We start from the raw sequence: 24,920 nt of genomic DNA, 5'->3' as shown, positions 1-24,920 counted from the left end.
ATGCAACGACTTTGTGTGGATTTTTAGCAGGGGACTATGGGAGATTTCCTGTGTGGTATCATAACCGCACGCCGCAACCAAAATCAGAGATTTTGACGCCTGAGCGAACATTGTACCGCTGTGATGGAGGCTCCGCCTCTTTTATGTTATAATAAACAAAATAGAGGAGGGATCCGGATGCTGCCTTACCTGTTGATATTGATTTTTGTTGCTGGATTGGGACTGTTCCTCTGCGAGCGGAAGCCCAGCCGCGAAAAGGATGCGTTTTTTCTGTGCCTGGTTTCTGTGATCCTGGTGCTGTTTGCAGCGGCGCGGGCGGAGACGGTCGGGATCGACTACGGCGTTTACCGGGACTATTTTGAACAGGTGCGGGATGGAGGCTGGGCCTTCCTGACCGGCCCGGAGAACCGTTACCGCGTAGAGTTCGGGTTCAGTCTGCTCAACTATCTGATTTCCCTGATGACCGGGGATGTACATGTGTTTATGGCGGTGGCCGCCGCGCTGATGGTGGGCATGGCTGCGGTTGTGCTGTACCGCGACTGTTCGATGCCCTGGCTGGGGATGTTCGTTTTTATCAGCTTCAACTTTTTTGGGAACACACTCAGTTTCATCCGTCAATCCCTTGCGATCGGCCTTTTCCTGTTTGCCATTCGCTATCTGCAAAACCGGCGGCCGCTTCCCTACCTGCTGATCGTCCTGCTGGCGTCGTCGTTCCACAGCTCCATGTTGCTGCTGATCCCCGTCTATTTTCTGGCGCAGATCCCGGTCAACTGGAAGAGCGTGGGCGTTTACACGGCGGGGACGGGATTGGTTCTGTTCTTTTCCTGGCCGCTGTTTACCTTTGTCACACAATTTGTTTATCAGGGTTATGCCAGCGAAGAGGGGCTCTACTTTATGAATGGGCGCAGCTGGCAGACCGCGCTGATCCCCGTTTTGACGCTGTTCGCGGCGCTGATTATGAAGAAGCCGCTGCTTGTCCGCAGGCCGGGGAACGTCGTACTGGTCAATTTTTCCCTGTATGCCGGGCTGCTGTTCATTATGACCTGCAAACACTTTCTGTTCCAGCGTGTTGCCAACATCTTTTTTATCAGCGCCGTTCTGCTGCTTCCGGAGCTGGTGCAGGCGGTCCGCGTGGAAACGCCCGATGCAAAGGAGGCGGCGTGCGTTAAGGCCGCTGGCAACAGAGAAGGACACAAAGAACGATTGCGGCGCTATCGGCTGGACAGAAGCCGCTTTCTGCGCAGGGAAGCGTATTACCACTACGCGCTGGGAGCTGTGCTGTGCTTTGGCCTGCTGTACAATGTCTGGTTTTTGCTGCAAAACCGCATTAACCTGATTCCGTACCTGATATTTTTCTGACATGAAAACAGCGAACGAAGGGGCCTGTTCACCAGACCTTTTCTATCCCAATTATAACGAAAAAAGCGTAATCTTCTATCTGGTTGATAGAGATTACGCTTTTATTGTACCGAGGGGCCGTTGCAGTTTGTATTCTGCAACGGCCCCGAAAATCGTCTGGTAGCATAAAAGGTTCACCAAGAACCATATCACTCGTTCCCACTCGCTCTTCCCATAAAGAGAGTTTCGCTCCTTGCGAGGAGCGACCAAAGGCGCTGCCTTTGGAAACCGCCACCTTTTAAAAAGGTGGGGAAACACGTTTCGCGCGATGTTACAATCAAAACAGAGGCTGTCTTGTAACGCGACTTTTGGATTTACAGAGTTTTTTATCCCAGCGCCACGTCAAGGATCATCATGACCAGGAAGCCCAGCATGACGCCCGCGGTGCCCGCGTGGGAGTGCTCGCCCAAATGCGCTTCCGGGATCAGCTCTTCCACCACGACGTAAATCATCGCGCCGGCGGCAAAAGCCAGGAACCAGGGCATCAGCGGGGTGATCGAACCCGCGATCAGTACGGCCAGCACGCCGCCGATCGGTTCCACAATGCCGGACAGCGCGCCGTACACAAAGGATTTTGTGTTGGAAAGCCCCTCCTTTTTCAGGGGAAGAGAGATGGCCGCGCCCTCCGGAAAGTTTTGCAGGCCCATGCCCAGTGCCAGCGCCATTGCACCCGCCATGGTGACCGGGCTGCCGGTCTGGACGGACAGGGCAAAGGCAAGGCCCACCGCCATGCCCTCCGGAATATTGTGCAGCGTGACGGCGAAGACCAGCATGGTCGTTCGCTTCAAAGAAGAAGAAATCCCCTCCGGTTCGTCGCTGCCGGGGTGCAGGTGGGGCAGCAGGCGGTCCAGCGCCAGCAGGAACAGCCCGCCCAGCACAAATCCGCCCGCGGCGGGAACCCAGCCGATCCCGCCCGCCTCCTCCGCCATCTCAATGGCGGGAATCAGCAGAGACCAGACGGAAGCGGCGATCATCACGCCGGCGGCAAAGCCAAGGAAAATACGCTGGAAGGTGGCTTTGATTTCGCCCCGGAATAAAAATACCATAGCCGCGCCCGCGGCAGTACATAAAAACGTGAAACCCGTGCCCGCCAAAGCGAGCAGTGCGGGATGCAGTTCGTTCATAGGTCCTCCTTTTGGTTTGAAAGGCTTCATACGAAACTCTAATAAAAATCATGATCGTATGGCGCGCCTTTTTTCACCAGCCCGCGTCGTCCTCCTTGTCTGGCAAAAAAATCCATCACCATTCTATTCACACTTTTTATCAGAGATTAGCATCAAACTAAAAATTGATAATTGTTATTAACATTATACGGGAGGACCGGAAAAAAAGCAATGGAACAATTAACAAATTTGCTCGGTTTCTCCCAGAGCAATGCACAAAGCGACGTCCGCCTGCTTGGCGGCAACCAGGGCGACGCGCGGGCACAGGGGCGGCAGGTCGTCCGTGCTGGACACGCCGTCCCCGACAATATAGAGGAAGTCCCCCATGCGGCGGACGGAAATCGCGTCCGTATGTCCGTATCCCGCGATACCGGAAGCGGTGATGATGGGCTTGTGCAGATGGTTCGCCTCGTGGACCAGCATGGCTTTGCAGGCGGGCGTGTCAAAAGCCTCAATCCAGATGTCGCAGCCGGCAAAGAGCTGGGCGGCGTTCTGTGCGTTGACCCGCACATGTTCGCACCGCAGCTGCAGGCCGGGATTGATGCGCAGCAGGTTTTCCCGCAGCGCCTGCACCTTGCTCTTTCCCAACTGGTCGGGGAAATAGAACTGCCGGTTGAGGTTGGACGGCTCCACATAGTCGAAGTCGGCCAGCGTCAGGCGGCAGAACCCACAGCGCACCAGAAAGTGCGCCGCGTTGGAGCCCAGCCCGCCCAACCCGGCGATCCCGACGCGGGTCTGCCGGATGCGCTGGAGCTGTGCGTTATGCAGATATTGTTTGAGGCCCTGGCAGAAAAGATACTCACTCATTTGATAAAATATCCCAATCCTTATATACTGGCTGATACCCTCTGCGGCGGATCGCTTCAGACATCTCCTCCACGTCCCGTCCATCGGAGATTTCAAACTGTCCTTCGGTTTTTGCCTGCTCGGCGTGGCCGCCCACCTCGGTAACGGATGCGGCGGACATTCTGGTCACACCCAGCCCAATCAGGTTGTCGCGGAACGACGGCTCCTCGCGCGTGGAAACCGTGATGCCCAATCGCGGCAGGAAACAGCGGTAGGCCGTCATGGCCTGTACAATCGCCGCGTCATTTACGTCGCACGCGGGATGGAACCCGCCCTCGCCGGGACAGGGGCGGATGCGCGGCAGGGAGACGGCAACGTCGGTGTCCGGGTAGCGGTCCGTCAGATATTTAGCGTGCAGGCCGGTGAAAAAGGTTTCCTTGCGCCAGTCGTCCAACCCAAGCAGCGCGCCCAGGTTGACGCCGTGGTACTTGGCGCGGCAGGCGCGCTCCGGGCTGTCCAGCCGGTTCCGGTAGTCGTGCTTCGGCCCGCTGGGGTGCAGGGTGGGGTACAGGTCTTCGTTGTAGGTTTCCTGGAACATGGTGAAGCTGTCCACGCCCGCGTCGTACAACATCCGGTATTCCTCTTCCGTCAGGGAATATACCTCAATGCAGATGGAGCAGACGTATTTCCGCAGGATGCGCACGCAGTCCGCAATATAGGCGGGCGGCGTCGCGGCGCGGGACTCACCGGTCAGAATGATGATGTGCTTGATGCCCTCGCGCTGGATGGCCTGTCCCTCGCGCTCCACTTCTTCCATCGTCAGTTTGGAGCGCTTAATATGGTTGTGCCGGTTGAAACCGCAGTAGATGCAGGCGTTTTCACAGATATTTGCCAAATATAATGGCGTAAACAACGTTATGGTACGCCCAAAATGGGAAAGTGTCAAGCGGTTGGCCTGCTGGGCCATCGCTTCCAAATGGCGTTCCGCCGCGGGAGAGAGCAGGGTCAAAAAGTCCAGCTCTGTTTTATGTTCCTTTCCCAGCGCGCGCAAAACGGCTGCGTCGTCCGCTTTTTCCAGAAAACCGGCGAACGGAAAATCCTTGTACTGCCGGTAAAGCTCATAAAAACTCATCTTCGTGCCTCCCGTTCAGCGGAGGAATCCGGTCAGGGGAGAGGAGGCCCGCGCAGATTCGGATACGCCGCCCGGCCCGGCCAGATACGATTTGCGCCCGGCGCGGACCGCCTCGCCGAAGGCCTCCGCCATCAGCACCGGGTCGTTTGCCGTGGCGATGGCGGTGTTGACCGTTGTCCGGCAGCAGGTATTTGTTGTCGGAGACAATCTCAATTTTGATCCAGTCGCCACAGCCGGCGGCGCGCGCCAGCCGCGCGATGCGGATCGCTTCGTCGGCGGTGCGCGCGCCGGAGGTGTTGGGCATCAGCACGCATTCCTTCGGAATATAGGGCAGCATACTGTGATCCGGGGCTTCAAAATCCATGCGGCGCAGTGCGACCGTCACCACCTGCGCGCCGGACTTGGCAATTACCTCGGGAATCAAACGGTCGTCGCCGAATTTCCCGGTTCCCACGAACAGACGGCTGGTCAGGGCCTGTCCGCCGATTTTTAAAACGTCTTCTTTTATCATGGTATATTCCTCCATTCCATCGTTTCATCGAGTGGACGGCGTGCTCAGCCGCCGCCCACAAAGCGCAGGATTTCCAGCGTGTCGCCCTCGGAAAGGGCGGTGCGGTCCAATGCGGCGGGCGAAAGAATGGTTCCGTTCCACTCCACCGCAACGGCGTTGCCCGGCAGCTGCCTGAGGGCCAGGTATTCAGCGACGGTTGCCGGCTGGGACAGGGTTTCCGCTTTTCCATTCACTGTGATTTGCATGCGTTCACCTCCTAAAGCGTAGCCATGCGGTGGGCAAAACAAAAAGCACCCGCTGTTACCAGCGAGTGCTTCCATTTTAATCAAAAATTCTCTTAAAATATGGCTTGCTCCCTCCAACAGTGTTAACTGACAGGTTCAAAGGGTCAGGTTTTACCTTCTCAACTTATTGCTAAGTCCCCCCGCAAACGATCATGCTATGCAATTTTCCCCATGATAACACACTTTTTTTGCGGTGTCAACGGCGGTCAGCCGTTTCGCCCGGCGGTTCCCGCGCCGACCGGCTCCTTTTTGTACTTCAGCCGGGTCGCCATGCCGCCGCGGATGTGCCGCTGCGCCTTGTTGACCTCCAGTACGCTTTTTACTTCCTTGTAGAGCTGTGGGTCCACATATTTCAAACGCTGCGCAACATCTTTATGTACCGTACTTTTGCTTACGCCGAACTTTTTTGCCGCTTTCCGCACCGTCGCTTTATTTTCAATGATATATTCGCCGAGCTCTACTGCGCGCTCTTCCACAATTCCTTTCATGGTACGCCCCCCTAATCAAGTTACGCTACCAATATATGATGCGGCGCGCCGGAATATGAGGATAAGCCGCGTGGGAAAATGTGCGGCCCGCTTTTTTCAGCTGTGCGAAACGGTGGAATGGAAATCTGGAAGGGAATTTGTTCCGTAAATTCGACAAAACCCGGATTTTCCTCTTTACTTTATCCTGCTAATCCGTTAGAATAATACCATATAGTCCCCTCCGCACACGCCGGGTTTTTCCCGCATACGTATCGGAGGGGTTTTATCTGACAAGAAGGATGGGAGTAAAGAAAATGAAAAAAGTATGGGCGCTTTTGCTGACGGCAATTCTGGTGATCGGCTGTGTGGGATGCGGTTCCCCGAGCACGGGAAATGGGGACGACGCAGCGGGGCTGAACAACAACTCGCAGGACATGGCCTCCGGCATGGACGGGGAAGCCGATGCATCCTGGGACAAGGTGGAGCAGGCGGGGAAGCGGGTCCTGGGGCCGGGCGGCGCGGTCGCGGCCGGGGGGGTTGGTGGTATCCCGGGTCTTTTTCCCATCCAAGTGTGTGTATAGGACACGGGGGGAGGGGGAGGAACGACACAGGCGCGGGACGGGGCGGCGGGGGGGACGGGGGAGGCGGGTGCTGCGGGGGACAGGGGGGGGGGGGGGGGTAGGCGGGCCTGGGGCGGGGGGGGGGCTTTCCCGCCGATGGGATTTGTTGATACCCAGACGGGCGAGCTGGTCGGCTTTGACATCGACGTGGCGCGCGAAGTCTGTAATCACCTCGGCATCGAGCTGGAAACCCAGCCGATCAACTGGGACAATAAGTCCGCAGAGCTCAACAACGGCAACGTGGACTGCCTGTGGAACGGTTTCAGCAAGACGGAAGAGCGCGACCGCGAATTCAACCTGAGTATTCCGTACATGAAGAACAACCAGATCGTTCTGGTCAAGTCTGACTCCGCCTACAAGGGTCTTAAGGACCTGGAAGGCAAGGTTGTCGGTGTGCAGGCGGACTCCTCCGCGGAGGTTGCGCTCAATGATAACCCGGATTTCAAAAATACCCTGAAGGACGTCGTACAGATCGACGACTATTCCAAGGCGGTGCTGGAAATCCAGAACGGAACCATCGATGCAATTGCGATCGACGAGGTGGTGGCCCGTTATTACCTGACCAATAACCCGGGCGCGTATGTTGTGCTGCAAAACGAGGATGGCACGGACGCCTCCCTGGCGCAGGAGGATTACGTCATCGGCTTCCGCAAGACGGACGACGCGCTGAAGGCGAAGGTGGAAGGTGCACTGAAGGAAATGGCTGCGGACGGCACCATCAAAGAGATTTCAGAAAAATGGTTCAGCGAGGACGTCACGACGGTCTCTGCGGAATGAGTTTGTTGAAACAAATGGAAAAGGAGGTGGTTGCAGCGTGAATTATCAAATTTTGTTGTCCCAGATGCTGGAAGGGACGCTCATGTCGCTGCGCATCTTTTTTTCCACGCTGCTGTTTTCCCTGCCGCTGGGGCTGCTGGTATCCCTGGGGCGCATGTCAAAGAACCCGATCATCAACCTGCCGGTTCGGCTGTATATTTTAATCATGCGCGGCACGCCGCTGATGCTGCAGCTGCTGTTTATCTTCTATGGACTCAAGCCGCTGTTCGGCATCCAGCTGGACCGCGTGCTCGCCGCACAGGTGGCGTTCGCCCTGAACTATGCGGCCTATTTTGCGGAGATTTTCCGCGGCGGCATCGAGGGCATCCCGCAGGGGCAGTATGAGGCGTCCAAGGTGCTTGGGTTTACCAGGCAGCAGACCTTCTTCCGTATTGTATTGCCGCAGGTGGTCAAGCGCATCATCCCGCCGATGGGAAATGAGTTTATCACGCTGGTCAAGGATACGTCCCTGGCGCAGGTAATCGGTGTGGTGGAGCTGCTGAAGATTACCTCCAACTGGGTTTCCTCCGCGGTCGATATGACCCCGTTCCTGATCGCGGGCGTCTTTTACCTGGTGATGAACGGCATTGTGACGCGCTGCTTCACCGTGGCGGAAAAACGTCTTGCGTACTATCGCTGAGGAGGGACGGGCAATGCAGATATTGACGGCAAACGATATATACAAGAGCTTTGACGGGGTAGAGGTCCTCAAGGGCATCTCCGTTGGGGTGAACAAGGGCGAGGTGCTGGCAATCATTGGCCCTTCCGGCTCCGGAAAGAGCACCTTTCTGCGCTGCGTGACGCAGCTGGAAACCGTGGATGCGGGGGATATTACCATTTGCGGCGAAAAGCTGGTACAGAACGGCGCGGACGGGAAAGCCCAATACGCCGACAAGGCGGCCTGCGGCAAGATCGGCCTGCGCATAGGGCTGGTGTTCCAGAACTTTAATCTGTTCCCGCATTTTTCCGTGCTGCGGAACATCACGGAGGCGCCCATACGGGTGCTGGGCAAATCGAGGGAGGAAGCGGAGAAGGCTGCGCGGCAGCTTCTGGTAAAGATGAATCTGGCGGATAAGGCGGACGCCTATCCGTTCCAGCTCTCCGGCGGGCAGCAGCAGCGCGTATCCATTGCGCGGGCGCTGGCGATGGAACCGGAAATCCTCTTCTTTGACGAGCCGACCTCCGCGTTAGACCCGGAGCTGACCGGTGAAATTCTCAAGGTCATCCGGGAGCTTGCGGCGGAGCATATGACAATGGTGGTCGTCACGCACGAGATGAAATTTGCCCGCGACGTGGCGGACTATGTTGTCTTTATGGACGACGGCGCCATTGTGGAGCAGGGGAAGCCGGCGCAGCTGTTCGACAGCACGACGAATGAGCGGACCCTGGCGTTTTTGTCCCGGTATCACGACGCGTAGCATCATTCAATAAAAAATGATAACGGTTGTTGTTGACAATGCGGAGTTCTTACATTATTCTAAGACTAGAAAATAAACAGGGGGATGGTTCCAATGAACCGATGCTCTGGCAGTATCAATCTTTAGGAAATAAATTTGTAATCGAAGAATTCTGCATGATAAACAGCGGCAGGGGGCGTATCTATGAAAAAAAGCATTGCGCTTGTTTTGGTGGGTCTGTTGTCCGTTGCGCTGCTTTCCTGTACGGCGGAGCCGAATATGAGCAGCGGAGCATTCTCGGGAGAGAGCTCCAGTCCTTCGGCAGGCGCCGATTCCTCCAGCGAAGTATCCATGGCGGAACCGGAACAGAACCCTGCTGAGGAAATCAAAGGCTATTCCCTGGAGGAAGCTGGACTGGCCATATCCACGGACCGGGTTTTCACCGATCCCAATACCGGCCGGGATGCGATCTGGGAAATTTGGCATACGGAGACGGAAACGCAGGAATGGCTTTCCGTCAAACGCGGGGACTACCATGGGAACCTGACCTTTGTCGTTGTGAATACAACCGAAAGCGTGATCGACGCGGCGCCGCACCTGATGTTTCTTTTGCAGTGCTACCGTTCAGACGAGCTCGCGGATGGAACTGCCGTCAGGGTGCAGGGGGCGGAAATTCCGGTGGAGGAAATCCGCGCAAGGAAAATCTGCGAAAAGGGGAAGTACACTGTTTGCGATCTGACCGGGTATGTTCTGCCGGAGGGCTTTAAAGCCCAGATGGAAGAGCAAAAGAAAGAGGGTACAGATAATTATAATTTTGACTGGACGCTCGATCTGTACGCGTATTTTGTGAAAACCCTTCCGGACTTAATTGCGGAGGAAAGGGCGTAGGGTGCGTAGACCTTTCGTTTTGTACAACAGATTGTCGTATACCCTGTTACAACTGCCTGCCTGAAAGAGATACAACAAAAAACCGCCCCGGTTCCAGCCTTTTACAGGCTTTGAACTGGGGCGGTTTTACTTGCGTTTTATAGGGGGACATTTGGTTTGGTCAGGAATTCTTAATAATGGTCAGCCGTTGATCTCGTCGATGATCGCCGCCACGTCGTCCAGGCTGTCCACCTTGCGAAAGCAGAGGGACAGGGCGGTTTCGTCCGACTCGCACAGGTCGGGCACCAGGACAGAGCGGAAGCCGCCGTTGTGCGCCGCGCGGATACCGGCGTTGGAGTCCTCCAGCACCAGGATGTTGGCGGGCGCTTCGCCCAGCTTTTCCGCCGCCAGCAGGAAAATCGCCGGATCCGGTTTACTGGCGTGGACCTCCTGCCCGCTGACGGTGCAGGTGAAACGGTTCGAAAGCTGGTGCTTCAGCAGCAGGAAATCGATCTTTTCCCGCCGGGAGGAGGAGGCCACCGCCTTTTTCAGTCCGCGCCGCTCCAGCGCGTCCAGCAGAGAAAAAAGCCCCTTTTTGGCGGGGATGTCCTCCGTTTTGAGCGCCTCAAAGAACAGCGGATTCTGCCGCTCGATCACCTTGTCCACGGGGAAATCCGCACCGTAAAAGCGGCGCAGGATTTGGGCGGAATCCGCCTTGCTGCGGCCCATCATGTGGTTGTGAATTTCCCGCGTGAAAACGCCCCCCTGTTCTGCAATCGCCTGTCCCCAGGTGCGCTCGTACAGGGGCTCGGTGTCGAACATCAGGCCGTCCATGTCGAAGATAACGGCGTTGATCGGTTCCATACTCAAACGCGCGCGACCCCCGTGCGGCGCGCCGCCTCCATCACGGCCTTTGCCACGGCGGGCGCGACCTCCTTATTCAGCGCGTTGGGAATGATGAACTCCGGGCAGAGCTCTTCCGGCTTGACCAGGTCCGCAATTGCCCGCGCGGCGGCAATCTTCATTTCGTCGTTGATCTCGCTGGCGCGTGCGTCCAGCGCGCCGCGGAAGATGCCCGGGAACGCCAGCACGTTGTTGATCTGGTTCGGGAAGTCGGAGCGGCCCGTGCCGACAACCTTTGCGCCCGCTTCCAATGCGTCCTGCGGGAAGATTTCCGGGGTAGGGTTCGCCATGGCGAAGACGATGGCGTCGCGGTTCATACTGCGCACCATCTCCTTAGTGACCATGTTGGGAGCGGATACGCCCATAAAGACGTCCGCGCCCTTCAGCACGTCCGCCAGGCTGCCCTTTTTACAGGCGGCGTTGGTGATCTCCGCCATTTCCGCCTTGACCGGGTTCAGGCCCTCGCGGCCCTTGAAGATCGCGCCCTGGCGGTCGCAGAGGACGACGTCCTTGAGTCCCAGGGACATCAACAGCTTGGTGCAGGCGATGCCCGCCGCGCCCGCGCCGTTGACCACGACGGAGATTTCAGACAGCTCTTTGCCGACCAGCTTCAGCGCGTTCAGCATCGCCGCGACGGTGACGACCGCCGTGCCGTGCTGGTCGTCGTGGAAGACCGGAATGTCCAGCTCCGCTTTCAGGCGTTTTTCAATTTCAAAGCAGCGCGGCGCGGAGATATCCTCCAGATTGATGCCGCCGAAGCCGGGGGCGATCATTTTGACGGTCTGGACGATCTCTTCCACGTCCTTGGTTGCCAGGCAGATGGGGAACGCGTCCACATCGCCAAAGGCCTTAAACAGTACGGCCTTGCCCTCCATGACGGGCATGCCGGCTTCCGGGCCGATATCGCCGAGGCCGAGGACAGCGGTGCCGTCCGTCACAACCGCGACCAGATTGCCTTTGCGGCAGTAATCGTAAACCTTGGAGACGTCCTGGTTGATCTCCTTGCAGGGCTCTGCGACGCCCGGCGTATAGGCGGTGGAGAGGTCGTCTTTGTTTTCCAGCGGGCAGGTGGGAACGATCTCGATCTTCCCGTGCCATTCTACATGCCGTTTCAGGGCTTCCTTTGCGTAATCCATACTGTTTAGGCTCCTTTTTTGTAGATTCTTAAAAGATGCAGTCTAAGTATACCAATCTGTGAAAAAAAGCGCAAGCGTCTTTGCACCTTGTACCGGCAGACAAGTGCAGGAAAGTTTCGCAGGGTTGCAAAAATGGATTGAATTGGGTAAAATAGGTTAAACATAACAGCAAGGGCGCGGGTGCGCCAGAAGAAAAGGGTGGTAATTTGTATCGCGCTTGTATATTTGATCTGGATGGAACCCTGGCCAATACCCTGTATTCCATCGCGGACTTTTCAAACCGTGCGCTGGCCGCCTGCGGCTATCCGCAGATTGACCCGGAGGATTTCCGCAAAATCGTAGGGGATGGTGCAGACACACAGATGCGCCGTATGCTGGCTCATGTGCGGGGGAACGATACGGAGGAAGAGCTGACGCGGCTGCGCGGCGTTTACGACCGCTTTTATGCGGCGGACCCTACGCGCGGAATCGCCCGCTATGAGGGCATGGAGCAGACGGTTCGGGAACTGAAGCGGCGCGGCGTCAAGCTGGCGGTGCTTTCCAACAAGCCGCACGCCTGGAGTGTCGCAATTGTGCGCAGCATTTTTGGATCGGACGTTTTTGACCGCTGCTACGGGCAGCGGGAGGGCATTCCGAAAAAGCCCGCGCCGGACGGCGCGTTGAAAATTGCGGAGGAACTGGGCGTGCCGCCCCGGGAATGCCTGTATATCGGAGACACCAACACCGATATGAAAACCGGCGCGGCGGCAGGCATGGATACCGCGGGCGCGCTCTGGGGCTTCCGCGACCGCGCGGAACTGGAACAGAACCACGCGAACTATATTTTAGAAAAGCCGGAGGACCTGTTGGCCCTCGTACCAAACGGCGGATGAGGCGCGCATGAAGGTATTGAAAAAACTGTTGAACAGCGGCCGCAGCATGGGGTTCCGGATTGTCAAAACCGGCATGGCGGCGACCATCTGCGTGGTGGTTGCCTACTGGATGATGCTGGATTCCCCGTTTTTCGCCGTGGCGGCGACGGTCGTTTCGATGGGAAAATCCATCGAGATTTCCTTTCGCGGCGGAAAAAACCGTGTGCTGGGCACCGCGATCGGCGCGGCAATCGGCGCGGCGTTCGCATCCGCCATGCCGGGAAACGCGGGCCTGTGCGGGATCGGGATCATTCTGACGCTGTACCTGTGCCATTTCTTCAAGCTGGACGGCGCGCCGACACTGGCCTGTATTGTGTTCACCATCGTGATGCTGTACCGGGGGCCGGACCCGTGGCTGTACGCCGGGCTGCGCTGTGTGGAAGTGCTGATTGGCGTGACAATCGCGCTGCTGGTCAACGTGCTGGTGATGCCGCCAAACTATGTGGCACAGATTAAAAAGACCTATGCCAACCTGCGCAACCTGATGGAAGAGTCCATCGACTACGCCTCCACCGGAGACACCATCGATGTGCCGGGCGTCGATGCGATGATCCAGTCGTTGTCTCAGTCCATCAATCACTATGTAGCGGAGATCCGGATTTTTCGCGGCAGTGACCAGGAGGTCTTCCAAATCTCCTGTAAAATTTCCGCCTTTAAGCAGATGTTGCATGAGCTGGTCAGCATTGAGGATCTGGAGCCGCGCCCAGTGCCAAAGGACAGCCCGCAATATCCCGTGTTTGAATACCATTTAAACCGACTGATCAGCCTGTATGAGGAAACGGTGCAGGACGACTAAGGAGCGTGACCCGCTATCAAACTACCCAAAATTGGAATGCGGATTGTAAAATCCGCGCTCGCGGTTTTTCTCTGCTTTGTGGTGTACCTGCTGCGCGGGCAGCAGGGCGTGCCGTTTTATTCCGCCATCGCGGCGGTGCTCTGCATGCAGCCGGCGGTTTCCAACAGCTTTAAAGTGGCCTGGAACCGGACGGTCGGCACTGTGATCGGTGCGGGTGCGGGTATGCTGGTGCTGCTGTTCGAGCGGGCGTTTATTCCGCGCAATCTGCCGCTGCTGCAATACGGCCTGGTTTCTCTGGTCATTATTCCGCTGATTTACGTCACGCTTCTGGCGAAAAAACCGACGGCGTCCTATATCACCTGTGTGGTGTTTATGAGCATCACGGTTTCACACGGCGCGGACGTCAATCCCCAGCTGTTCGTATGGAACCGTATGCTGGATACGCTGATCGGCATTGCGGTGGCGGTGCTGGTCAATCTGCTGGTCAAGCCGCCTTGGCAGGGCGCGCGGGTCCAAAAGAGCCGCGACGCGCTGCATAAGCTGCTCAGGCAGGCGGTGGACGACGCCATGGAAGGGGCCAACGCGGACAGCGCCGTGGCCCGCAAAGAACTCAAACAGCTCCGCAGCGGCATCGAACTGTACCGGCAGGAGACAAAATACCTGCGCCGGCAGGAAGCGGAGATCGACCGGCTGTCCGAGCGGCTCCCCCTGTATGAGGAGCTGCTGCACGAGCTGGAGGACCTGGCGTTGCTGGACCGCCAGCCACGGTCGGATTCCCTGCAGCCCGTGTACGATTACCATTTGGGCCGCTTGTCCGCCTTATATGAGGAAATACGGGAGGAAACAGATGATACGGGCGTTTCAGAAACGTGATTTGGAGCCGGTGATGGAACTCTGGCTGTCCGCCAATATACAGGCGCATCCCTTTGTCCCGCGCGGCTACTGGGAATCGCATTTTGAAGCGGTGAAGGCAATGCTGCCGCAGGCGGAGCTTTACGTTGCGGAGGAGGACGGCGCGGTCCGGGGCTTTATCGGCCTGGACGGCGGGTACATCGCGGGCCTGTTTGTCGCGGAGGACTGGCGGTCCCGCGGGATCGGCGGGCAGCTTTTAAAGAAGGCGAAATCGCGGTATCTGGCGCTCGCCCTGCATGTTTATGAGGAGAACAAATCTGCCGTTCGGTTCTACCGGTGGGAGGGGTTCACGGCGGAGGAAACACGCGTGGACCCGGAGACCGGCTGTACGGAAATCCGGATGCGCTGGGAAAAGGCCGGGTGCAGATAAGGAAAAGGGACTATGGCATTGGCGCAATATATAAAGTTGAACGTTACAAAATGAAATTATAATTGCGAATTATACAGAGAAGACGCCTTTGAAAATGGCCTTTCACAGCCAGATTCAAGGGCGTCTTGTGCATTTTTCTTTATGAATATCTTGCAACAAGCCTTTCTTTCCCAGTAGGAACTGGGAAGGAAAAAAGCGCCAAGTATAGCTCACTGCCTTATAAACACCAATATCACTCGTTCCCACTCGCTCTTCTCAGGAACAGGAGTTCCGTTCTCTGCGGAGAACGGCAAAGGGCCCTGCCCTTTGATCCCGCCGCTTTTTAGAAAAGCGGAAAAACACGTTATTTGATTTTCACAGCTTCCGCCATGATGGCGGAAGCGACGCCGCCCGCCGCGCGGATACCGGAATTGCCGTTTTCTACGACCACGGCGAAGGCAAAGGGCGTTTTCTCATCGGAGGAGAACCCGACCATCCAGGCGTTCGGCTTTAGGCCGCCGCCGACCTCCGCGGTGCCGGTTTTGGCGCAGACCGCCATGTTGGGAAACAGGTTATCCCCATATTCGCTGGTCACGTTGTAGCGCATGGCCTCCTTCAGCTTGGCCGCCGTCTCCGGCTTGACCAGCTGGGCGCCCTTTTCCGTATGGCCCGCCTTGGTGGTCAGGCCGAAATGCGTCGTGATATTGTCGATCATATAGGGTTTGACCGGCGTGCCGTCGTTGGCGATTGCGCCCATCAGCAGCATCATATGGTACGGGTTGGTCAGGTCGGTGTACTGGCCCACGCCGCTCCAGCCGAGCTCGTTCGCTTCCGCGCCCTTGACGTTGTAGACGCTCTTGCTGGAGGGGATGCCATCGAGCGTAAAGCTCTGATTGAAGCCCATTGTATCGGCCGCCGCGGTCATTTTCTCTTCGCCCAGCTCCATCGCCAGTTCCGCAAACACGATGTTGCACGATTTGGCCAGGCCGTCTTTAAAACCAATGCTTCCATGCTTGCTCAGGCAGGTGATCTGGTTGCCGTTTACGGTGATGCTGCCGTTGCAGGTCCAGGTGCGGCTTTCCAGGTCGGGAATATTCTCAATCGCCGCCGCGCTGGTAACGATCTTGAAAATGGAACCCGGCGTATAGGAGGCGGACAGCGCGCGGTTGAGATAGATGCCGTCGTATTTCCCGGAGGTGTCGGTATTGAGATCACCGGGGACGTTGCCGGGGTCGAAATTGGGGCTGCTGGTCATACAGAGGACCTCGCCGGTCTTGTAGTTGTAGAGCACGGCGGCGCCCTTTTGCCCGTTGAACTGCTGTAAGGCGATTTTGCAGAGGTTGCTGTCCAGCGTCAGCTTGACGTCATTCCCGGTGGTTTTACCGGTCGGCGTCGCCAGCCCGGTGAAAATATTGTATCCCGCCAGTTCCGAACGGTAACTGTATTGTACGCCGGTGGAGATGTATCCGTTTGTGTCGCCCACCGTATGCAGCATCGCCCGGCGCACGGTTTCGTCGCCGTTGTAGATGCGCTCGCCGTTTTCGCTCTTGGCGAGCACCACGTTGTTGCGGTCGAGGACCATGCCCGCATAGGAGAGCTGTCCGCCGCCCGCCAGATGCTTGTTGTACGGCTGGAAAGCCCAGTTCCCGCCCTCCATGGCGAAGGAGAGCAGGAAGACAACCAGGCCGGCGAGGAACCCGCCGGTCAGAAGGTACAGGATCAGGGAACGCGTTCCCGTTGTTTTCATAGGCGCACCGCCTCTCAATATATGTTTTTCAGAAATTTGTCAGCGGGCGGCTTTTTGCCGCCGTGCGGCGTAGGTGCGTTCATCCGAGGCCTTGATGAAGGCCAGAAGCCCCCAGCATGCCATCATGCTGGAACCGCCCAGGCTGACGAATGGAAGCGTCACGCCGGTCAGCGGCAGGACGTCCGTCGCGCCGAAGACGTTCAGGCAGGTTTGGAACAGCATCATGCCCGCCGCCGCACAGGCGGAGATGGAGTAGAACGTGGAGCGGCTGCGTGTGACGTCGGACCGCGCGTAGAAGACCAGCAGCGCGATGGAGATCACGACGACAAGCGCCAGCAGCAGGCCCAGCTCCTCGCTGAGCATGCCGAAAACCAGATCGCTGTTCGCGGCAAAGACGTTTTTCAGGTAGCCGTTGCCCAGCCCGACGCCGAAGAAACCGCCGCTCGCCGTGTAGGTGAGCACGCGCGTCTGCTGGAAGCCCGTCTCGTTGGCGTATTCCCAGACGTGCCGCCAGGCGGCGAAGCGCTGGGCAATGTATGGTTTAAACTTGAGGATCAGGAAAACGCCGAACACGGCGGCGGAACAGATCAGCACGATGGTGCGCACGCTGCCGGAGCGCATGAACGCGATGATCAGGAAGGTGACAAAGAAGATGCACGCCGTGCCGAAGTCGCGCATCAGGAAGAGCGCGCCCAGGCATGCGCCGCCGAACAGGATAAATCCGCCCAGATTGCGCGCCGTCTGCAAACGGTCCAGCGTGGATGCGCCGACAAAGACAAACGCGATTTTGATGAATTCCGACGGCTGGATACTGACCGGGCCGATGGAAATCCAGTTGCGCGCGCCGTGGCTGACTTCCGCCAGCACCAGGTTGACCGCAAAGAGAATCAGCGCCAGAATTGCAATGGCCAGGCGGCATTTCATGACGCGGTCCAGGTCGTTCAGGAACCAGATCATTGCGCAGAACAGGACAATGCCCAGCAGCATCGCACCCAGCTGCATATATGTTTTTTCCACGCCCGTCCCGGCGATCAGCATGATGCCGATGCCGGAGAGCAAAAATGCAACGGTTTCCAGCTCAAAGCTGACGCGGTTCAGCCCCTTCATGGAATAGAGGTAGAGGCCCCACTCCATCACAACCAGCGCGCCCAGCGGGATCAGGGGCATATAGTCGAAGGCTTCGCCGGTGAAGCAGACCTCGATGCACAGCAGGGTCTGGATGATCATGGTGGTAAAGAGCAGGCCGAGCGGGGACGCCGCGTGGCGCTGCCGCCGTTTGGGCTGTTTCAGGTTTTTGACTTCGCTGGTCCGTTTGAGCATCAGGGAGGTGGACCCCATTGAGATCACGTCCCCGGGCAGAATCTGTGCGCTGTGATCGATTTTTTTGCCGTTGACGCGCGTACCCGCCTTGGACTCTGTATCAACGACGATCCAGCCGCTTTCCCGGCGCATCAGCACGGCGTGGTCGCGGCTGGCGGTGCCGTCCGGCAGAACGATGTCGCAGCTGCGGCTGCGTCCCAGGGAATTTTCCCAGTACAGGACGGGAATGATCTCCTTGGTGACCATGTCCTGCAAAATGACGACGGGTTCTTCCCGCCGCCGTCCCGCCTTGAGGGAGAGGAAGCACCGGCAAACCACATAAATGGAAAGCAGCGGCACAAGAATCCGCACCAGGTACAGGGCTACGGACAGAATATTCTGGAGCACAGGATTGTCCAGCATGGGCCGGCCCCCTTTTTTATCAAATGAAGTTTCGCACGGTTGTCCTTATTGTAAACCGGAATGCAGGGAAAAAACCGCGCGCGTTTCTTTTCCTGTGAAACCACTGCTATTATACTAGCAAAAAAATGCAAAGTAAACCGAATGCCCTGTTTCGTAAGGGTTTTGTAATCTTGCAAAAGGGGAAAATGGATCGGTGAAAAAAGGATATGGTACAAAAAAGCAGCGTTCTCCGCGGCGGACAAAGCCGCGGGAGAACGCTGCTTTTTATACAAGGTCTTTTAATACGAGCATGAAGAAGATGCAGGTGGTAAAGAGCAGAGCCGAGACCAATACAATTGCGGGCTTGTTCTTTTTTTCAGCTCTGGCGTGGGCCTCGTCAATCAGCCGTGTTTTCCGCAGAGCGGTCACGACGGGTTTGTACAGCAAAAACGTGATTGCGGCGTTCAGTCCGCCTTTTAACAGGTTGAACGGGAGAAATGCTGGAAGCAGCAGCTCCGCGACGGCCTCCCTTGGATAGCCCATATAGATGGGAGCGATGATATAATTCCATGAGATCATCACGACCGCCATGGATAGACAGCCGGCGAGAAGGCCGATCGCGGCGCCGTGCAGGTTGTGTTTCTTTTTGTAAATCCATGCCGCCGGGCAGGCGAAGCTGCAACTGGACAGGATGTTCATGATAAAGCCGATCACTCCGGTGTCGCTGAACGTAAACAGCTCCAAAAAGGCGACAAGGGCGGCGATCACAAAGGATGCGAGCGGGCCGAACAGAAAGCCGCCGATGACGATGATCACGTCTTTGGGATCGTACTTGAGAAACAGGACGACGGGGATGCGCCCGACCGCCATCACCACAAAGGCGACCGCGGACAGCATGGCGATGGTGGTGAGCTTTTTTGTTCTTACATGCATGGAAGAACCTCCTAAAACAAAAATAACACCTGAAAAACGATTGTCTTTCAGGTGTTAAAATTGCATTTAGGCGTACATACCCTGTGATTGCCATGTTGTGAACATAGCAGTCCCCCGGTATTTTAACACATCTTCTTTCATCCAGACTATACTGTTGGTTTTGGAATTGAACCAAATCTGCGCGGTTGCGCTCGCGGACTTTACCGCCAATCGGGAATTTCACCCTGCCCTGAAGACATTTCAATATTCAGATGTTTGACTTTATTATACTTTCCCGCTTTAAACAAGTCAAGTGGGGAAAGGGGTTTTTTCTGTCTGCCTTGTTTTTTAAAACAGGTTCTATTTCTGCTCTTGACAACTTGTGCACCCATAATTATAATTAATATGGGTGTACAAGATAAGGGGGTGAACGATATTTGCGCACGCAAAAAACCGGGGCCTCATCCTGAAAATCCACTGGATACCGAAATTAAGCTCAGAATTGATAAACAAACATTGGAGAAAATTGAGTTTTGCAAAAAGGAATTGCATACGACCCGCTCTGATATTTTACGAAAAGGCGTCCAGTATTTATATGATGAGCTCCAGAAAAAATAAAAGTAACGGCATTCTTTGTAATCTTGTATGAATCAAAGAGTGCCGCATTTTGTTAAAATATGTTTTGACTTTTATGCACATGCCGATTTATACTAAATATGGAAAAATGAGGTGAGCATAGAGTGCCAAAGAAAATGGGACGTCCTCCATCTGGCGATAAACCTATGAAAGACAGAATTTTTGTCCTGGTAGACGATGATACGAAGATGAAGTTAGAAGTTTGCAAAAAGACTTTAGATACTACAACTTCTGATATTGTCCGTAAAGGAATTGATCAAATATATAAAGAACTCAGGGGAGGATAAAAAGGCAGCAGTATCAGTAGCTGCTATAGACACTGGCGATACAATTCTTGTTTTTAAGAAATCATAACATGAAGGGGGTGAGCATATCAGCGAGAACAAAAAGATGGGGCGGCCAACCGACAGTCCCAAAACAATGATGTTCCGTGTGCGGCTTGATGACGAAAGCGTACAAAAGTTAACTGAAGCTGCCGAATTGCTGAATATTACAAAATCAGATGTTGTGCGGGACGGGATTGCCCTTGTACATAAAAACGCTAAAAAATAGAAAAAACAACACATACTTCTAAAATGAAGTTCTTGAAGACTTGGGATGCAAAATGTATCATTCACTTGCGTAGGAGGTGTTTCATTGAAGGAGCGTAGAAAACCGGGGCCACATCCGGAAAAGCCTTTGGAACACGACTTAAAGGTACGGGTTGATAACGAAACTTTGGCAAAAGTGGAATTTTGTATGAAAGAGCTGAGTATGACCCGTTCGGAAGTCTTGAGAAAAGGCGTAAATGCATTGTATGAACAACATCAAAAGAAATAAAATACGACGTTTTCTGCGGTTTTGCATCCGTTAGAGAACGTTGTATTTTTTATATTTACTCTTGACTTTCCGTCGCTACCACTATATATTAAGTAGCGACGGAAAGGAGGCGCGTATGCCGCAAAAGAAAATGGGTCGTCCTGTATCTCCGGATTCCAAACACACAATGTTCCGCGTACGCCTTGATGACACATCATTGGCGAAACTTGAAGAATGTGCAAAAGAACTGCACACGACGATGTCTGACATTGTGCGCAAAGGGATCGATCGGATACACGATGATCTGAACAAAAAATAAGGAAGTGGCAATCTCCGACTAAAGATGCATGCCACTTCCCCCAATACCGGCAAATGCCCGAAGGCAACTGCGGCGTAAATATTATACCATGCGCCGCGATTCCTTTCAAGCACTGCCGGTAAATGCAAACAATTACCTTGACTTTCATGCGCATGTTGCTTATAATATATATGCGCATGAAAGTGAGGTGAGCATGTGGCGCCAAAGAAAATGGGGAGGCCCCCGTCTGGTGACAAACCCATGAAGGACAGAATCTTTGTATTGGTAGATGATGATACAAAGATGAAGTTAGAGGTATGCAAAGAAGCCTTGGATACAACAACTTCAGATATTGTCCGAAAAGGAATTAACCAGATATATGACGGCCTTAACAAAAAATAAGGAAGTGGCAGTCTCTCCCTAAAGACACACGCCACTTCCCCCACACCGGCAATGCCCAAAGGCAGTTACGGCGTAAATATTATACCATGCGCCGCGATTCCTTTCAAGCACTGCCGGTTGAACAACGAAAGGAAGCGTTTTTATGTTTATCAAGCAATTGGACGAAACACGTTTTGACCGGTTCTACCATTCCCTGATGCGCGGCGCGCACGCCGAGCCGCTGGACGCAAGCTATACGGTGAACGTGAAGATCAATCGCGCGGAATACGACGTGAAGCTTCAGCCGGAGGAAGAAAACCAGATCGCGGTTTTACAGGCCCTGCGCGTCGACCGGAACAAATATGGCCCGGATTTTACACTGATTACCGATGACCGCCTGCTGTCCTCACTTCTGGAAATCCTGATCGCACAGGGAATCGATTGAGCGCGGAAACCTTGAAATATTTATGATATAGGAATATAAAATGAGAAGGAGCTGTTGCAGTTCGCAAACTGCAACAGCTCCGAAAATTTATACGGCAACATAACAGGTCCGTAAAGAACTATATCACTCGTTCCCACTCGCTCTTCTCAGAAAGAGAGTGCCGTTCTCTGCGGAGAACGGCAAAGGGCCCTGCCCTTTGATCCCGCCGCTTTTTAGAAAAGCGGGAAAACACGTTTTACTCTTAAAACAAACAGCTGTGGCGTAGATTTATCGCACCATACGGATGTTTGTGGGGCACAGAAGCCCCAGCTCTTCCATAAAGCGGGGCAGGCCGGCCTCAAAATTGACGCCGTAGCGCTGGTCGTTCCCGGACTCGCGAGTGCGGCGGATGCTGCCGCAGGTGAAGTCTACCGCCAGCTGCATCGCGTTTTTCAGCGGCATGCCGTTGAGCAGGCCGGACAGCAGCGCGCTGCCGAACAGGTCGCCTGTGCCGTGGTAGTAGCCCTCCACGCGCGGAGAAAATGCATAGCTCACGCGGCCCGTCGCTTTGTCGTAGCCCGCCGCGCCCAGTAAACTGGGGCTGAACCACACGCCGGTCAGCACCACCTGCCGCGGGCCGAGCTCCGACAGCCGCTCCAGCAGGTTTTCTATGTAGGGCCGGTCATAGGGGCCGTCGTAAAATTCTTCGCCCAGAAGGAACGCGGCCTCCGTCAGGTTTGGAACGATCAGATCCGCTTTGGCGCAGAGCTGCTTCATGCGCTTTGCCGTCTGCGGCGTACAGGAGGCATACAGCTTGCCGTTGTCCGCCATAACGGGGTCCACCATGACCAGCGTTTCGCTGGTGCGGAACTGGTCGAAGATATCGCCGACGATTTCCGCCTGTTCCTCAGAGCCGAGGAAGCCGGAATACAGCGCGTCAAAGCGCAGGTCCAGGCTTTTCCAATGCTCTGCAAACGCGCGCAGGTCGCCGGTCAGGTCTCGGTAAGTGCATTTACCCAGCCCGCCCGTATGGGAGGAAAGGACGGCGGTCGGAATTGCGCTGGCCTCAATTCCGGCGGCGGAAAGAACCGGGAGAATAACGGTCAAGGAGCACTTTCCAAAACCGGAAATATCGTGAATGGCGGCCACTCTTTTTTGTCTCATTACAATTTACCGGGGCACTGCGGCCCCCCTCGCGCGCCCTGCCGCGCAAGGTCCTATCTTTGCGTATTTTGTACGCTGAAACCCGTGCGTTTCAGCCGTAGGCTTCCTATTTTATGAGAAACACCAAGTAAAATCAAGGCGAAAAATGTAACAAGAAAACAAATATTTCCCGACGGGATTCGGGTTATTCCCCGCGCTTTTCCGCGATTTCTCCCGCGCGCTTGTAGATGCTGTGGGCGGGCACGTAGCCGCGCACCATGGAGAGCGGGTATATGTTGCTGCCGCGGCCGATGACGGAGCCGGGGTTCAGCACGGAGTTACAGCCGACCTCCACATGGTCGCCCAGCATCGCGCCGAATTTTTTGCGGCCTGTCTCGACGCAATCATCCCCCACTTTGACGGTGACAAGCGTTTTGTCCGCCTTGACGTTGGAGGTGATGGAGCCCGCGCCCATGTGAGACTTGTAGCCAAGAATGGAATCGCCCACATAGTTGTAATGCGGCACCTGCACGTTGTCGAACAGGATCACGTTTTTCAGCTCTGTGGAGTTGCCGACCACGCAGTTTGCGCCCACCAGCGCGTTGCCGCGGATGAATGCGCACTGGCGCACCTCCGTGTGCGGGCCGATGATCGCGGGCCCGTGGAGATAGGCGGTGTCAAACACGGTGGCGCTTTTGGCAACCCAGATGTCGTCGCCGCGCTTGTCGTATTCCTCCGGGGAAAGTGTGGCGCCCAGCTTCAGGATAAAGTCGCCGATTTCGGGCAGGACTTCCCACGGGTAGTCATATTGCTTCATCAAGTCCGCCGCCGCGGTATGGGAGAGGTCATACAGGTTTTCAATCCGAATACAGTCTGTCATGGTAAAGCACTCCTCCTATAAAGGGGGCGCGTCTGCAAAACAGCGCGCCCGGTATCCTTCTATTATATTTTCCGTTTGCCCGCGGGTCAATGGAAATCCGTTGGAAATTCCAGCATTTAGCTTTTTTGGTAGACCAGATTTTTTAACAGCAGTAAATCACCGGTGTCCAGAATGTTGTCCCGGTTCAGGTCCGCGGCGGTTGCGGCGGCGTCGCTCAGATACACGCCGTTCGTCAAAAATTCGTATAAACGCTGGATGTCGTTGGAATCCGGTTTGCCGCGTCCCGTGAGGTCGCCGGGGATGCAGGCGATCACCCGGGAATCCAATCGATCGCCGATCCATACGTCGACAATATCTCCAGTGACCACGCGTCCTTTCAGCTTTCGGGTTCCGTCCGCCGCTGTGACCTGTACGGTACCGCCGGTTTGCTCCAAATAGAGCTGTTCCATCTCGGTGACCGTGACCGGCCCGTCCAGCAGGTGAAAACGAACTTCAACCGGCGGGTTCTCTTCCGGCTGGCTGCTGTCCTCCGGCTTTGAAGAATCCGGCGTGGAAGAGCCGGGATCGGAGGTATCCGGTTTGGAAGATTCGGGGTCAGACGGTTCGCCGCCCTCCTGTGGCATCGTTTCCGAGACAACCAGCTCATAGTCGGAGCTGTCGAACCGGTAGACTGAAAGGGGCGTCGTGTCGGTGATTTCCACAGAGGGCGGGGCTGTTACCAGACAGAGTCTTCCGCCGTCCTCCGCGCGGCAGGCCCGTGTGTAATCGCAGACCGCGTTGCGGATGATGCGGCCTTCGATCTCTCCGGTTCCGATCCAATAGCGGGTGATCTGAATGGCAGGCGCGGTTTGTTCGCTCGCCTCTTCCAACAGGTCTGTAACGGAAAACAGGAGATACAGGCTTTCATCCGCCATAAATACGCGTTCATAAGCAGGAAAGAAGTGCTGCAACAACTGTACCTGCCAGCCGGAGGACGACGCGGTCAGCTTGGCAAGGTAGGTTTTGGAGATTCCGTCCGAGGTGACGGCAAAGTATCCGCCGTCCGGTGCGGAAAGCAGTGTCTGGTTTTCCGACAGAATATAAAGGCTGTCCATCTGGGAGAGGTCCGGCTGGTCTTCCTGCGTTCCACTGGCTGTGCCCAGCAGCGTGATAAGGACCGTAAGCAAAGCCCAGCAGGCCGCGAGCGCACCAAACCGGCGCAGGCGTTTGTTCATTATCGTCGACCCTCCCATCTGGAATATTTTTCCTGACTCTATCATAGCCGATGGGGGAGATTCATGACGAAATAGTGAAAAAAATTTACATGATTACTTGCGCATAAGCAGTAAAAAAGCGAAGACCGGTTTAACCGGTCTTCGCTTTTTTGGGGAGGAGTTGTATTGAAAAGGCGTGACAATCTTTGCCACGGAACTTGTAAGCAGGTTTTGTTTTTCTTGTTTTTCCTTTTTCTGGTTTCCATTATAATACGGGGGAAAACCACTGTCAATCGTTTCACAAATGTGTTTCATAGAATCTCTGTTTTGGACAAAACGCGACTTTTCAAATGGGATTT

27 protein-coding genes, 2 pseudogenes and 2 riboswitches are annotated in these 24,920 nt (G+C 55.5%); of the genes and pseudogenes, 15 read left to right on the top strand and 14 right to left on the bottom strand.

Annotated features, from left to right (window positions below; all coding sequences use genetic code 11):
• Positions 1-177: 177 nt before the first annotated feature.
• Positions 178-1,359 carry an EpsG family protein gene (locus BN2106_RS13685; protein WP_050699123.1) on the top strand — a complete coding sequence of 394 codons (1,182 nt, stop codon included), beginning with the start codon at positions 178-180 and terminating at the stop codon, positions 1,357-1,359.
• Positions 1,360-1,724: 365 nt separating this feature from the next.
• On the opposite strand, the gene BN2106_RS13680 is transcribed toward BN2106_RS13685, so the two are convergent.
• The 6 genes and pseudogenes from BN2106_RS13680 to spoIIID form a co-directional block, all read right to left on the bottom strand.
• Positions 1,725-2,522 (bottom strand): ZIP family metal transporter, encoded by a 798-nt coding sequence (locus BN2106_RS13680; RefSeq protein ID WP_050699122.1) that lies wholly within the window; start codon positions 2,520-2,522, stop codon positions 1,725-1,727.
• A gap of 219 nt (positions 2,523-2,741) precedes the next feature.
• Positions 2,742-3,368, bottom strand: coding sequence for a sulfur carrier protein ThiS adenylyltransferase ThiF (gene thiF, locus BN2106_RS13675; protein ID WP_050699121.1), 627 nt, complete (start codon positions 3,366-3,368; stop codon positions 2,742-2,744).
• A complete protein-coding gene (gene thiH, locus BN2106_RS13670) occupies positions 3,361-4,479 on the bottom strand; it encodes a 2-iminoacetate synthase ThiH (RefSeq protein ID WP_050699120.1) in 1,119 nt (372 codons plus the stop codon). Before thiH ends, thiF begins: the two co-directional genes overlap by 8 nt.
• Before the next feature lie 15 nt (positions 4,480-4,494).
• A pseudogene (locus BN2106_RS13665) lies at positions 4,495-4,990 on the bottom strand (hypothetical protein).
• A 44-nt stretch (positions 4,991-5,034) separates the two neighbouring features.
• Positions 5,035-5,235, bottom strand: a complete 201-nt coding sequence (gene thiS, locus BN2106_RS13660) for a sulfur carrier protein ThiS (RefSeq protein ID WP_050699118.1) — start codon at positions 5,233-5,235, stop codon at positions 5,035-5,037.
• Between the two features lie 91 nt (positions 5,236-5,326).
• Positions 5,327-5,426, bottom strand: a riboswitch (TPP riboswitch).
• Between the two features lie 54 nt (positions 5,427-5,480).
• The gene (spoIIID, locus tag BN2106_RS13655; RefSeq protein WP_050699117.1) at positions 5,481-5,762 is read right to left on the bottom strand and encodes a sporulation transcriptional regulator SpoIIID; all 282 of its coding nucleotides are present in this window, start codon (positions 5,760-5,762) and stop codon (positions 5,481-5,483) included.
• Between the two features lie 293 nt (positions 5,763-6,055).
• Between spoIIID and BN2106_RS13650 the strand changes: the two genes are divergently transcribed.
• The 5 genes and pseudogenes from BN2106_RS13650 to BN2106_RS13630 all read left to right on the top strand — a co-directional run bounded on the left by BN2106_RS13650 (position 6,056) and on the right by BN2106_RS13630 (position 9,462).
• Positions 6,056-6,322, top strand: a complete 267-nt coding sequence (locus tag BN2106_RS13650; protein ID WP_050699116.1) for a hypothetical protein — start codon at positions 6,056-6,058, stop codon at positions 6,320-6,322.
• 129 nt (positions 6,323-6,451) lie between these two features.
• Positions 6,452-7,138 (top strand): annotated as a pseudogene (locus BN2106_RS13645) (amino acid ABC transporter substrate-binding protein); the annotation flags it as partial.
• Positions 7,139-7,175: 37 nt separating this feature from the next.
• Positions 7,176-7,817 carry an amino acid ABC transporter permease gene (locus BN2106_RS13640; RefSeq protein ID WP_050699114.1) on the top strand — a complete coding sequence of 214 codons (642 nt, stop codon included), beginning with the start codon at positions 7,176-7,178 and terminating at the stop codon, positions 7,815-7,817.
• A gap of 13 nt (positions 7,818-7,830) precedes the next feature.
• Complete coding sequence (locus BN2106_RS13635) at positions 7,831-8,595, top strand: amino acid ABC transporter ATP-binding protein (protein WP_050699113.1); 765 nt, start codon at positions 7,831-7,833, stop codon at positions 8,593-8,595.
• Positions 8,596-8,778: 183 nt separating this feature from the next.
• Positions 8,779-9,462, top strand: a complete 684-nt coding sequence (locus BN2106_RS13630) for a hypothetical protein (protein ID WP_050699112.1) — start codon at positions 8,779-8,781, stop codon at positions 9,460-9,462.
• Positions 9,463-9,642: 180 nt separating this feature from the next.
• Here BN2106_RS13630 and BN2106_RS13625 read toward each other — a convergent pair whose 3' ends face one another.
• Positions 9,643-10,305 (bottom strand): HAD family hydrolase, encoded by a 663-nt coding sequence (locus BN2106_RS13625; protein WP_050699111.1) that lies wholly within the window; start codon positions 10,303-10,305, stop codon positions 9,643-9,645.
• A 2-nt stretch (positions 10,306-10,307) separates the two neighbouring features.
• Positions 10,308-11,480 (bottom strand): NAD(P)-dependent malic enzyme, encoded by a 1,173-nt coding sequence (locus BN2106_RS13620; RefSeq protein WP_050699110.1) that lies wholly within the window; start codon positions 11,478-11,480, stop codon positions 10,308-10,310.
• A gap of 206 nt (positions 11,481-11,686) precedes the next feature.
• On the opposite strand from BN2106_RS13620, the gene BN2106_RS13615 reads away from it, so the two are divergent.
• From BN2106_RS13615 to BN2106_RS13600, 4 genes are read left to right on the top strand one after another with little or no spacing between them, the layout of a single operon-like run.
• On the top strand, positions 11,687-12,352 hold the full coding sequence (locus BN2106_RS13615) for an HAD family hydrolase (RefSeq protein WP_050699109.1): 666 nt from the start codon (positions 11,687-11,689) through the stop codon (positions 12,350-12,352).
• A gap of 7 nt (positions 12,353-12,359) precedes the next feature.
• A complete protein-coding gene (locus BN2106_RS13610) occupies positions 12,360-13,187 on the top strand; it encodes an FUSC family protein (protein WP_050699108.1) in 828 nt (275 codons plus the stop codon).
• Between the two features lie 36 nt (positions 13,188-13,223).
• Positions 13,224-14,060 carry an FUSC family protein gene (locus BN2106_RS15840; RefSeq protein WP_082236512.1) on the top strand — a complete coding sequence of 279 codons (837 nt, stop codon included), beginning with the start codon at positions 13,224-13,226 and terminating at the stop codon, positions 14,058-14,060.
• The gene (locus BN2106_RS13600) at positions 14,035-14,469 is read left to right on the top strand and encodes an N-acetyltransferase (protein WP_050699107.1); all 435 of its coding nucleotides are present in this window, start codon (positions 14,035-14,037) and stop codon (positions 14,467-14,469) included. Before BN2106_RS15840 ends, BN2106_RS13600 begins: the two co-directional genes overlap by 26 nt.
• A gap of 343 nt (positions 14,470-14,812) precedes the next feature.
• Here the strand turns inward: BN2106_RS13600 and BN2106_RS13595 are convergent, their stop codons facing one another.
• The 3 genes from BN2106_RS13595 to BN2106_RS13585 form a co-directional block, all read right to left on the bottom strand.
• The gene (locus BN2106_RS13595) at positions 14,813-16,195 is read right to left on the bottom strand and encodes a penicillin-binding transpeptidase domain-containing protein (protein ID WP_050699106.1); all 1,383 of its coding nucleotides are present in this window, start codon (positions 16,193-16,195) and stop codon (positions 14,813-14,815) included.
• A gap of 39 nt (positions 16,196-16,234) precedes the next feature.
• A complete protein-coding gene (locus tag BN2106_RS13590; RefSeq protein WP_050699105.1) occupies positions 16,235-17,917 on the bottom strand; it encodes an FtsW/RodA/SpoVE family cell cycle protein in 1,683 nt (560 codons plus the stop codon).
• 264 nt (positions 17,918-18,181) lie between these two features.
• Positions 18,182-18,829 carry an ECF transporter S component gene (locus tag BN2106_RS13585; protein WP_050699104.1) on the bottom strand — a complete coding sequence of 216 codons (648 nt, stop codon included), beginning with the start codon at positions 18,827-18,829 and terminating at the stop codon, positions 18,182-18,184.
• A 125-nt stretch (positions 18,830-18,954) separates the two neighbouring features.
• A riboswitch (FMN riboswitch) is annotated at positions 18,955-19,070 on the bottom strand.
• Between the two features lie 478 nt (positions 19,071-19,548).
• On the opposite strand from BN2106_RS13585, the gene BN2106_RS13575 reads away from it, so the two are divergent.
• From BN2106_RS13575 to BN2106_RS13555, 5 genes are all read left to right on the top strand, one after another.
• Positions 19,549-19,731 carry a ribbon-helix-helix domain-containing protein gene (locus tag BN2106_RS13575; protein WP_050699102.1) on the top strand — a complete coding sequence of 61 codons (183 nt, stop codon included), beginning with the start codon at positions 19,549-19,551 and terminating at the stop codon, positions 19,729-19,731.
• A 349-nt stretch (positions 19,732-20,080) separates the two neighbouring features.
• Positions 20,081-20,263, top strand: a complete 183-nt coding sequence (locus BN2106_RS13570) for a hypothetical protein (protein WP_050699101.1) — start codon at positions 20,081-20,083, stop codon at positions 20,261-20,263.
• A 115-nt stretch (positions 20,264-20,378) separates the two neighbouring features.
• A complete protein-coding gene (locus BN2106_RS13565; protein WP_050699100.1) occupies positions 20,379-20,561 on the top strand; it encodes a ribbon-helix-helix domain-containing protein in 183 nt (60 codons plus the stop codon).
• A 195-nt stretch (positions 20,562-20,756) separates the two neighbouring features.
• Positions 20,757-20,942, top strand: a complete 186-nt coding sequence (locus BN2106_RS13560) for a ribbon-helix-helix domain-containing protein (RefSeq protein ID WP_050699099.1) — start codon at positions 20,757-20,759, stop codon at positions 20,940-20,942.
• A 142-nt stretch (positions 20,943-21,084) separates the two neighbouring features.
• Positions 21,085-21,366, top strand: coding sequence for a hypothetical protein (locus tag BN2106_RS13555; protein ID WP_050699098.1), 282 nt, complete (start codon positions 21,085-21,087; stop codon positions 21,364-21,366).
• 267 nt (positions 21,367-21,633) lie between these two features.
• Here the strand turns inward: BN2106_RS13555 and BN2106_RS13550 are convergent, their stop codons facing one another.
• From BN2106_RS13550 to BN2106_RS13540, 3 genes are all read right to left on the bottom strand, one after another.
• On the bottom strand, positions 21,634-22,509 hold the full coding sequence (locus tag BN2106_RS13550; RefSeq protein WP_050699097.1) for a pyridoxamine kinase: 876 nt from the start codon (positions 22,507-22,509) through the stop codon (positions 21,634-21,636).
• 184 nt (positions 22,510-22,693) lie between these two features.
• Positions 22,694-23,368, bottom strand: a complete 675-nt coding sequence (locus BN2106_RS13545; RefSeq protein ID WP_050699096.1) for an acyltransferase — start codon at positions 23,366-23,368, stop codon at positions 22,694-22,696.
• Positions 23,369-23,484: 116 nt separating this feature from the next.
• A complete protein-coding gene (locus tag BN2106_RS13540; protein WP_050699095.1) occupies positions 23,485-24,582 on the bottom strand; it encodes a dockerin type I repeat-containing protein in 1,098 nt (365 codons plus the stop codon).
• Positions 24,583-24,920 lie beyond the last annotated feature (338 nt).

This window comes from Anaeromassilibacillus senegalensis (assembly GCF_001261775.1).
In the GTDB taxonomy this organism is placed as follows: Bacteria; Bacillota; Clostridia; order Oscillospirales; family Acutalibacteraceae; genus Anaeromassilibacillus; species Anaeromassilibacillus senegalensis.
This window is presented reverse-complemented; position numbering and strand designations above follow the sequence as displayed.

What these genes read in the sequence shown, in the direction of transcription:
- BN2106_RS13595 (WP_050699106.1), bottom strand. Translation starts at nt 16,195, where the DNA reads ATGAAAACAACGGGAACGCGTTCCCTGATCCTGTACCTTCTGACCGGC.
- BN2106_RS13635 (WP_050699113.1), top strand. Translation starts at nt 7,831, where the DNA reads ATGCAGATATTGACGGCAAACGATATATACAAGAGCTTTGACGGGGTA.
- BN2106_RS13600 (WP_050699107.1), top strand. Translation starts at nt 14,035, where the DNA reads ATGATACGGGCGTTTCAGAAACGTGATTTGGAGCCGGTGATGGAACTC.
- BN2106_RS13565 (WP_050699100.1), top strand. Translation starts at nt 20,379, where the DNA reads ATGCCGCAAAAGAAAATGGGTCGTCCTGTATCTCCGGATTCCAAACAC.
- thiH (WP_050699120.1), bottom strand. Translation starts at nt 4,479, where the DNA reads ATGAGTTTTTATGAGCTTTACCGGCAGTACAAGGATTTTCCGTTCGCC.
- BN2106_RS13585 (WP_050699104.1), bottom strand. Translation starts at nt 18,829, where the DNA reads ATGCATGTAAGAACAAAAAAGCTCACCACCATCGCCATGCTGTCCGCG.
- BN2106_RS13685 (WP_050699123.1), top strand. Translation starts at nt 178, where the DNA reads ATGCTGCCTTACCTGTTGATATTGATTTTTGTTGCTGGATTGGGACTG.
- BN2106_RS13620 (WP_050699110.1), bottom strand. Translation starts at nt 11,480, where the DNA reads ATGGATTACGCAAAGGAAGCCCTGAAACGGCATGTAGAATGGCACGGG.
- BN2106_RS13545 (WP_050699096.1), bottom strand. Translation starts at nt 23,368, where the DNA reads ATGACAGACTGTATTCGGATTGAAAACCTGTATGACCTCTCCCATACC.
- BN2106_RS13555 (WP_050699098.1), top strand. Translation starts at nt 21,085, where the DNA reads ATGTTTATCAAGCAATTGGACGAAACACGTTTTGACCGGTTCTACCAT.
- BN2106_RS13590 (WP_050699105.1), bottom strand. Translation starts at nt 17,917, where the DNA reads ATGCTGGACAATCCTGTGCTCCAGAATATTCTGTCCGTAGCCCTGTAC.
- BN2106_RS15840 (WP_082236512.1), top strand. Translation starts at nt 13,224, where the DNA reads ATGCGGATTGTAAAATCCGCGCTCGCGGTTTTTCTCTGCTTTGTGGTG.
- BN2106_RS13680 (WP_050699122.1), bottom strand. Translation starts at nt 2,522, where the DNA reads ATGAACGAACTGCATCCCGCACTGCTCGCTTTGGCGGGCACGGGTTTC.
- BN2106_RS13625 (WP_050699111.1), bottom strand. Translation starts at nt 10,305, where the DNA reads ATGGAACCGATCAACGCCGTTATCTTCGACATGGACGGCCTGATGTTC.
- BN2106_RS13540 (WP_050699095.1), bottom strand. Translation starts at nt 24,582, where the DNA reads ATGAACAAACGCCTGCGCCGGTTTGGTGCGCTCGCGGCCTGCTGGGCT.
- BN2106_RS13630 (WP_050699112.1), top strand. Translation starts at nt 8,779, where the DNA reads ATGAAAAAAAGCATTGCGCTTGTTTTGGTGGGTCTGTTGTCCGTTGCG.
- BN2106_RS13550 (WP_050699097.1), bottom strand. Translation starts at nt 22,509, where the DNA reads ATGAGACAAAAAAGAGTGGCCGCCATTCACGATATTTCCGGTTTTGGA.
- thiS (WP_050699118.1), bottom strand. Translation starts at nt 5,235, where the DNA reads ATGCAAATCACAGTGAATGGAAAAGCGGAAACCCTGTCCCAGCCGGCA.
- spoIIID (WP_050699117.1), bottom strand. Translation starts at nt 5,762, where the DNA reads ATGAAAGGAATTGTGGAAGAGCGCGCAGTAGAGCTCGGCGAATATATC.
- BN2106_RS13610 (WP_050699108.1), top strand. Translation starts at nt 12,360, where the DNA reads ATGAAGGTATTGAAAAAACTGTTGAACAGCGGCCGCAGCATGGGGTTC.
- thiF (WP_050699121.1), bottom strand. Translation starts at nt 3,368, where the DNA reads ATGAGTGAGTATCTTTTCTGCCAGGGCCTCAAACAATATCTGCATAAC.
- BN2106_RS13650 (WP_050699116.1), top strand. Translation starts at nt 6,056, where the DNA reads ATGAAAAAAGTATGGGCGCTTTTGCTGACGGCAATTCTGGTGATCGGC.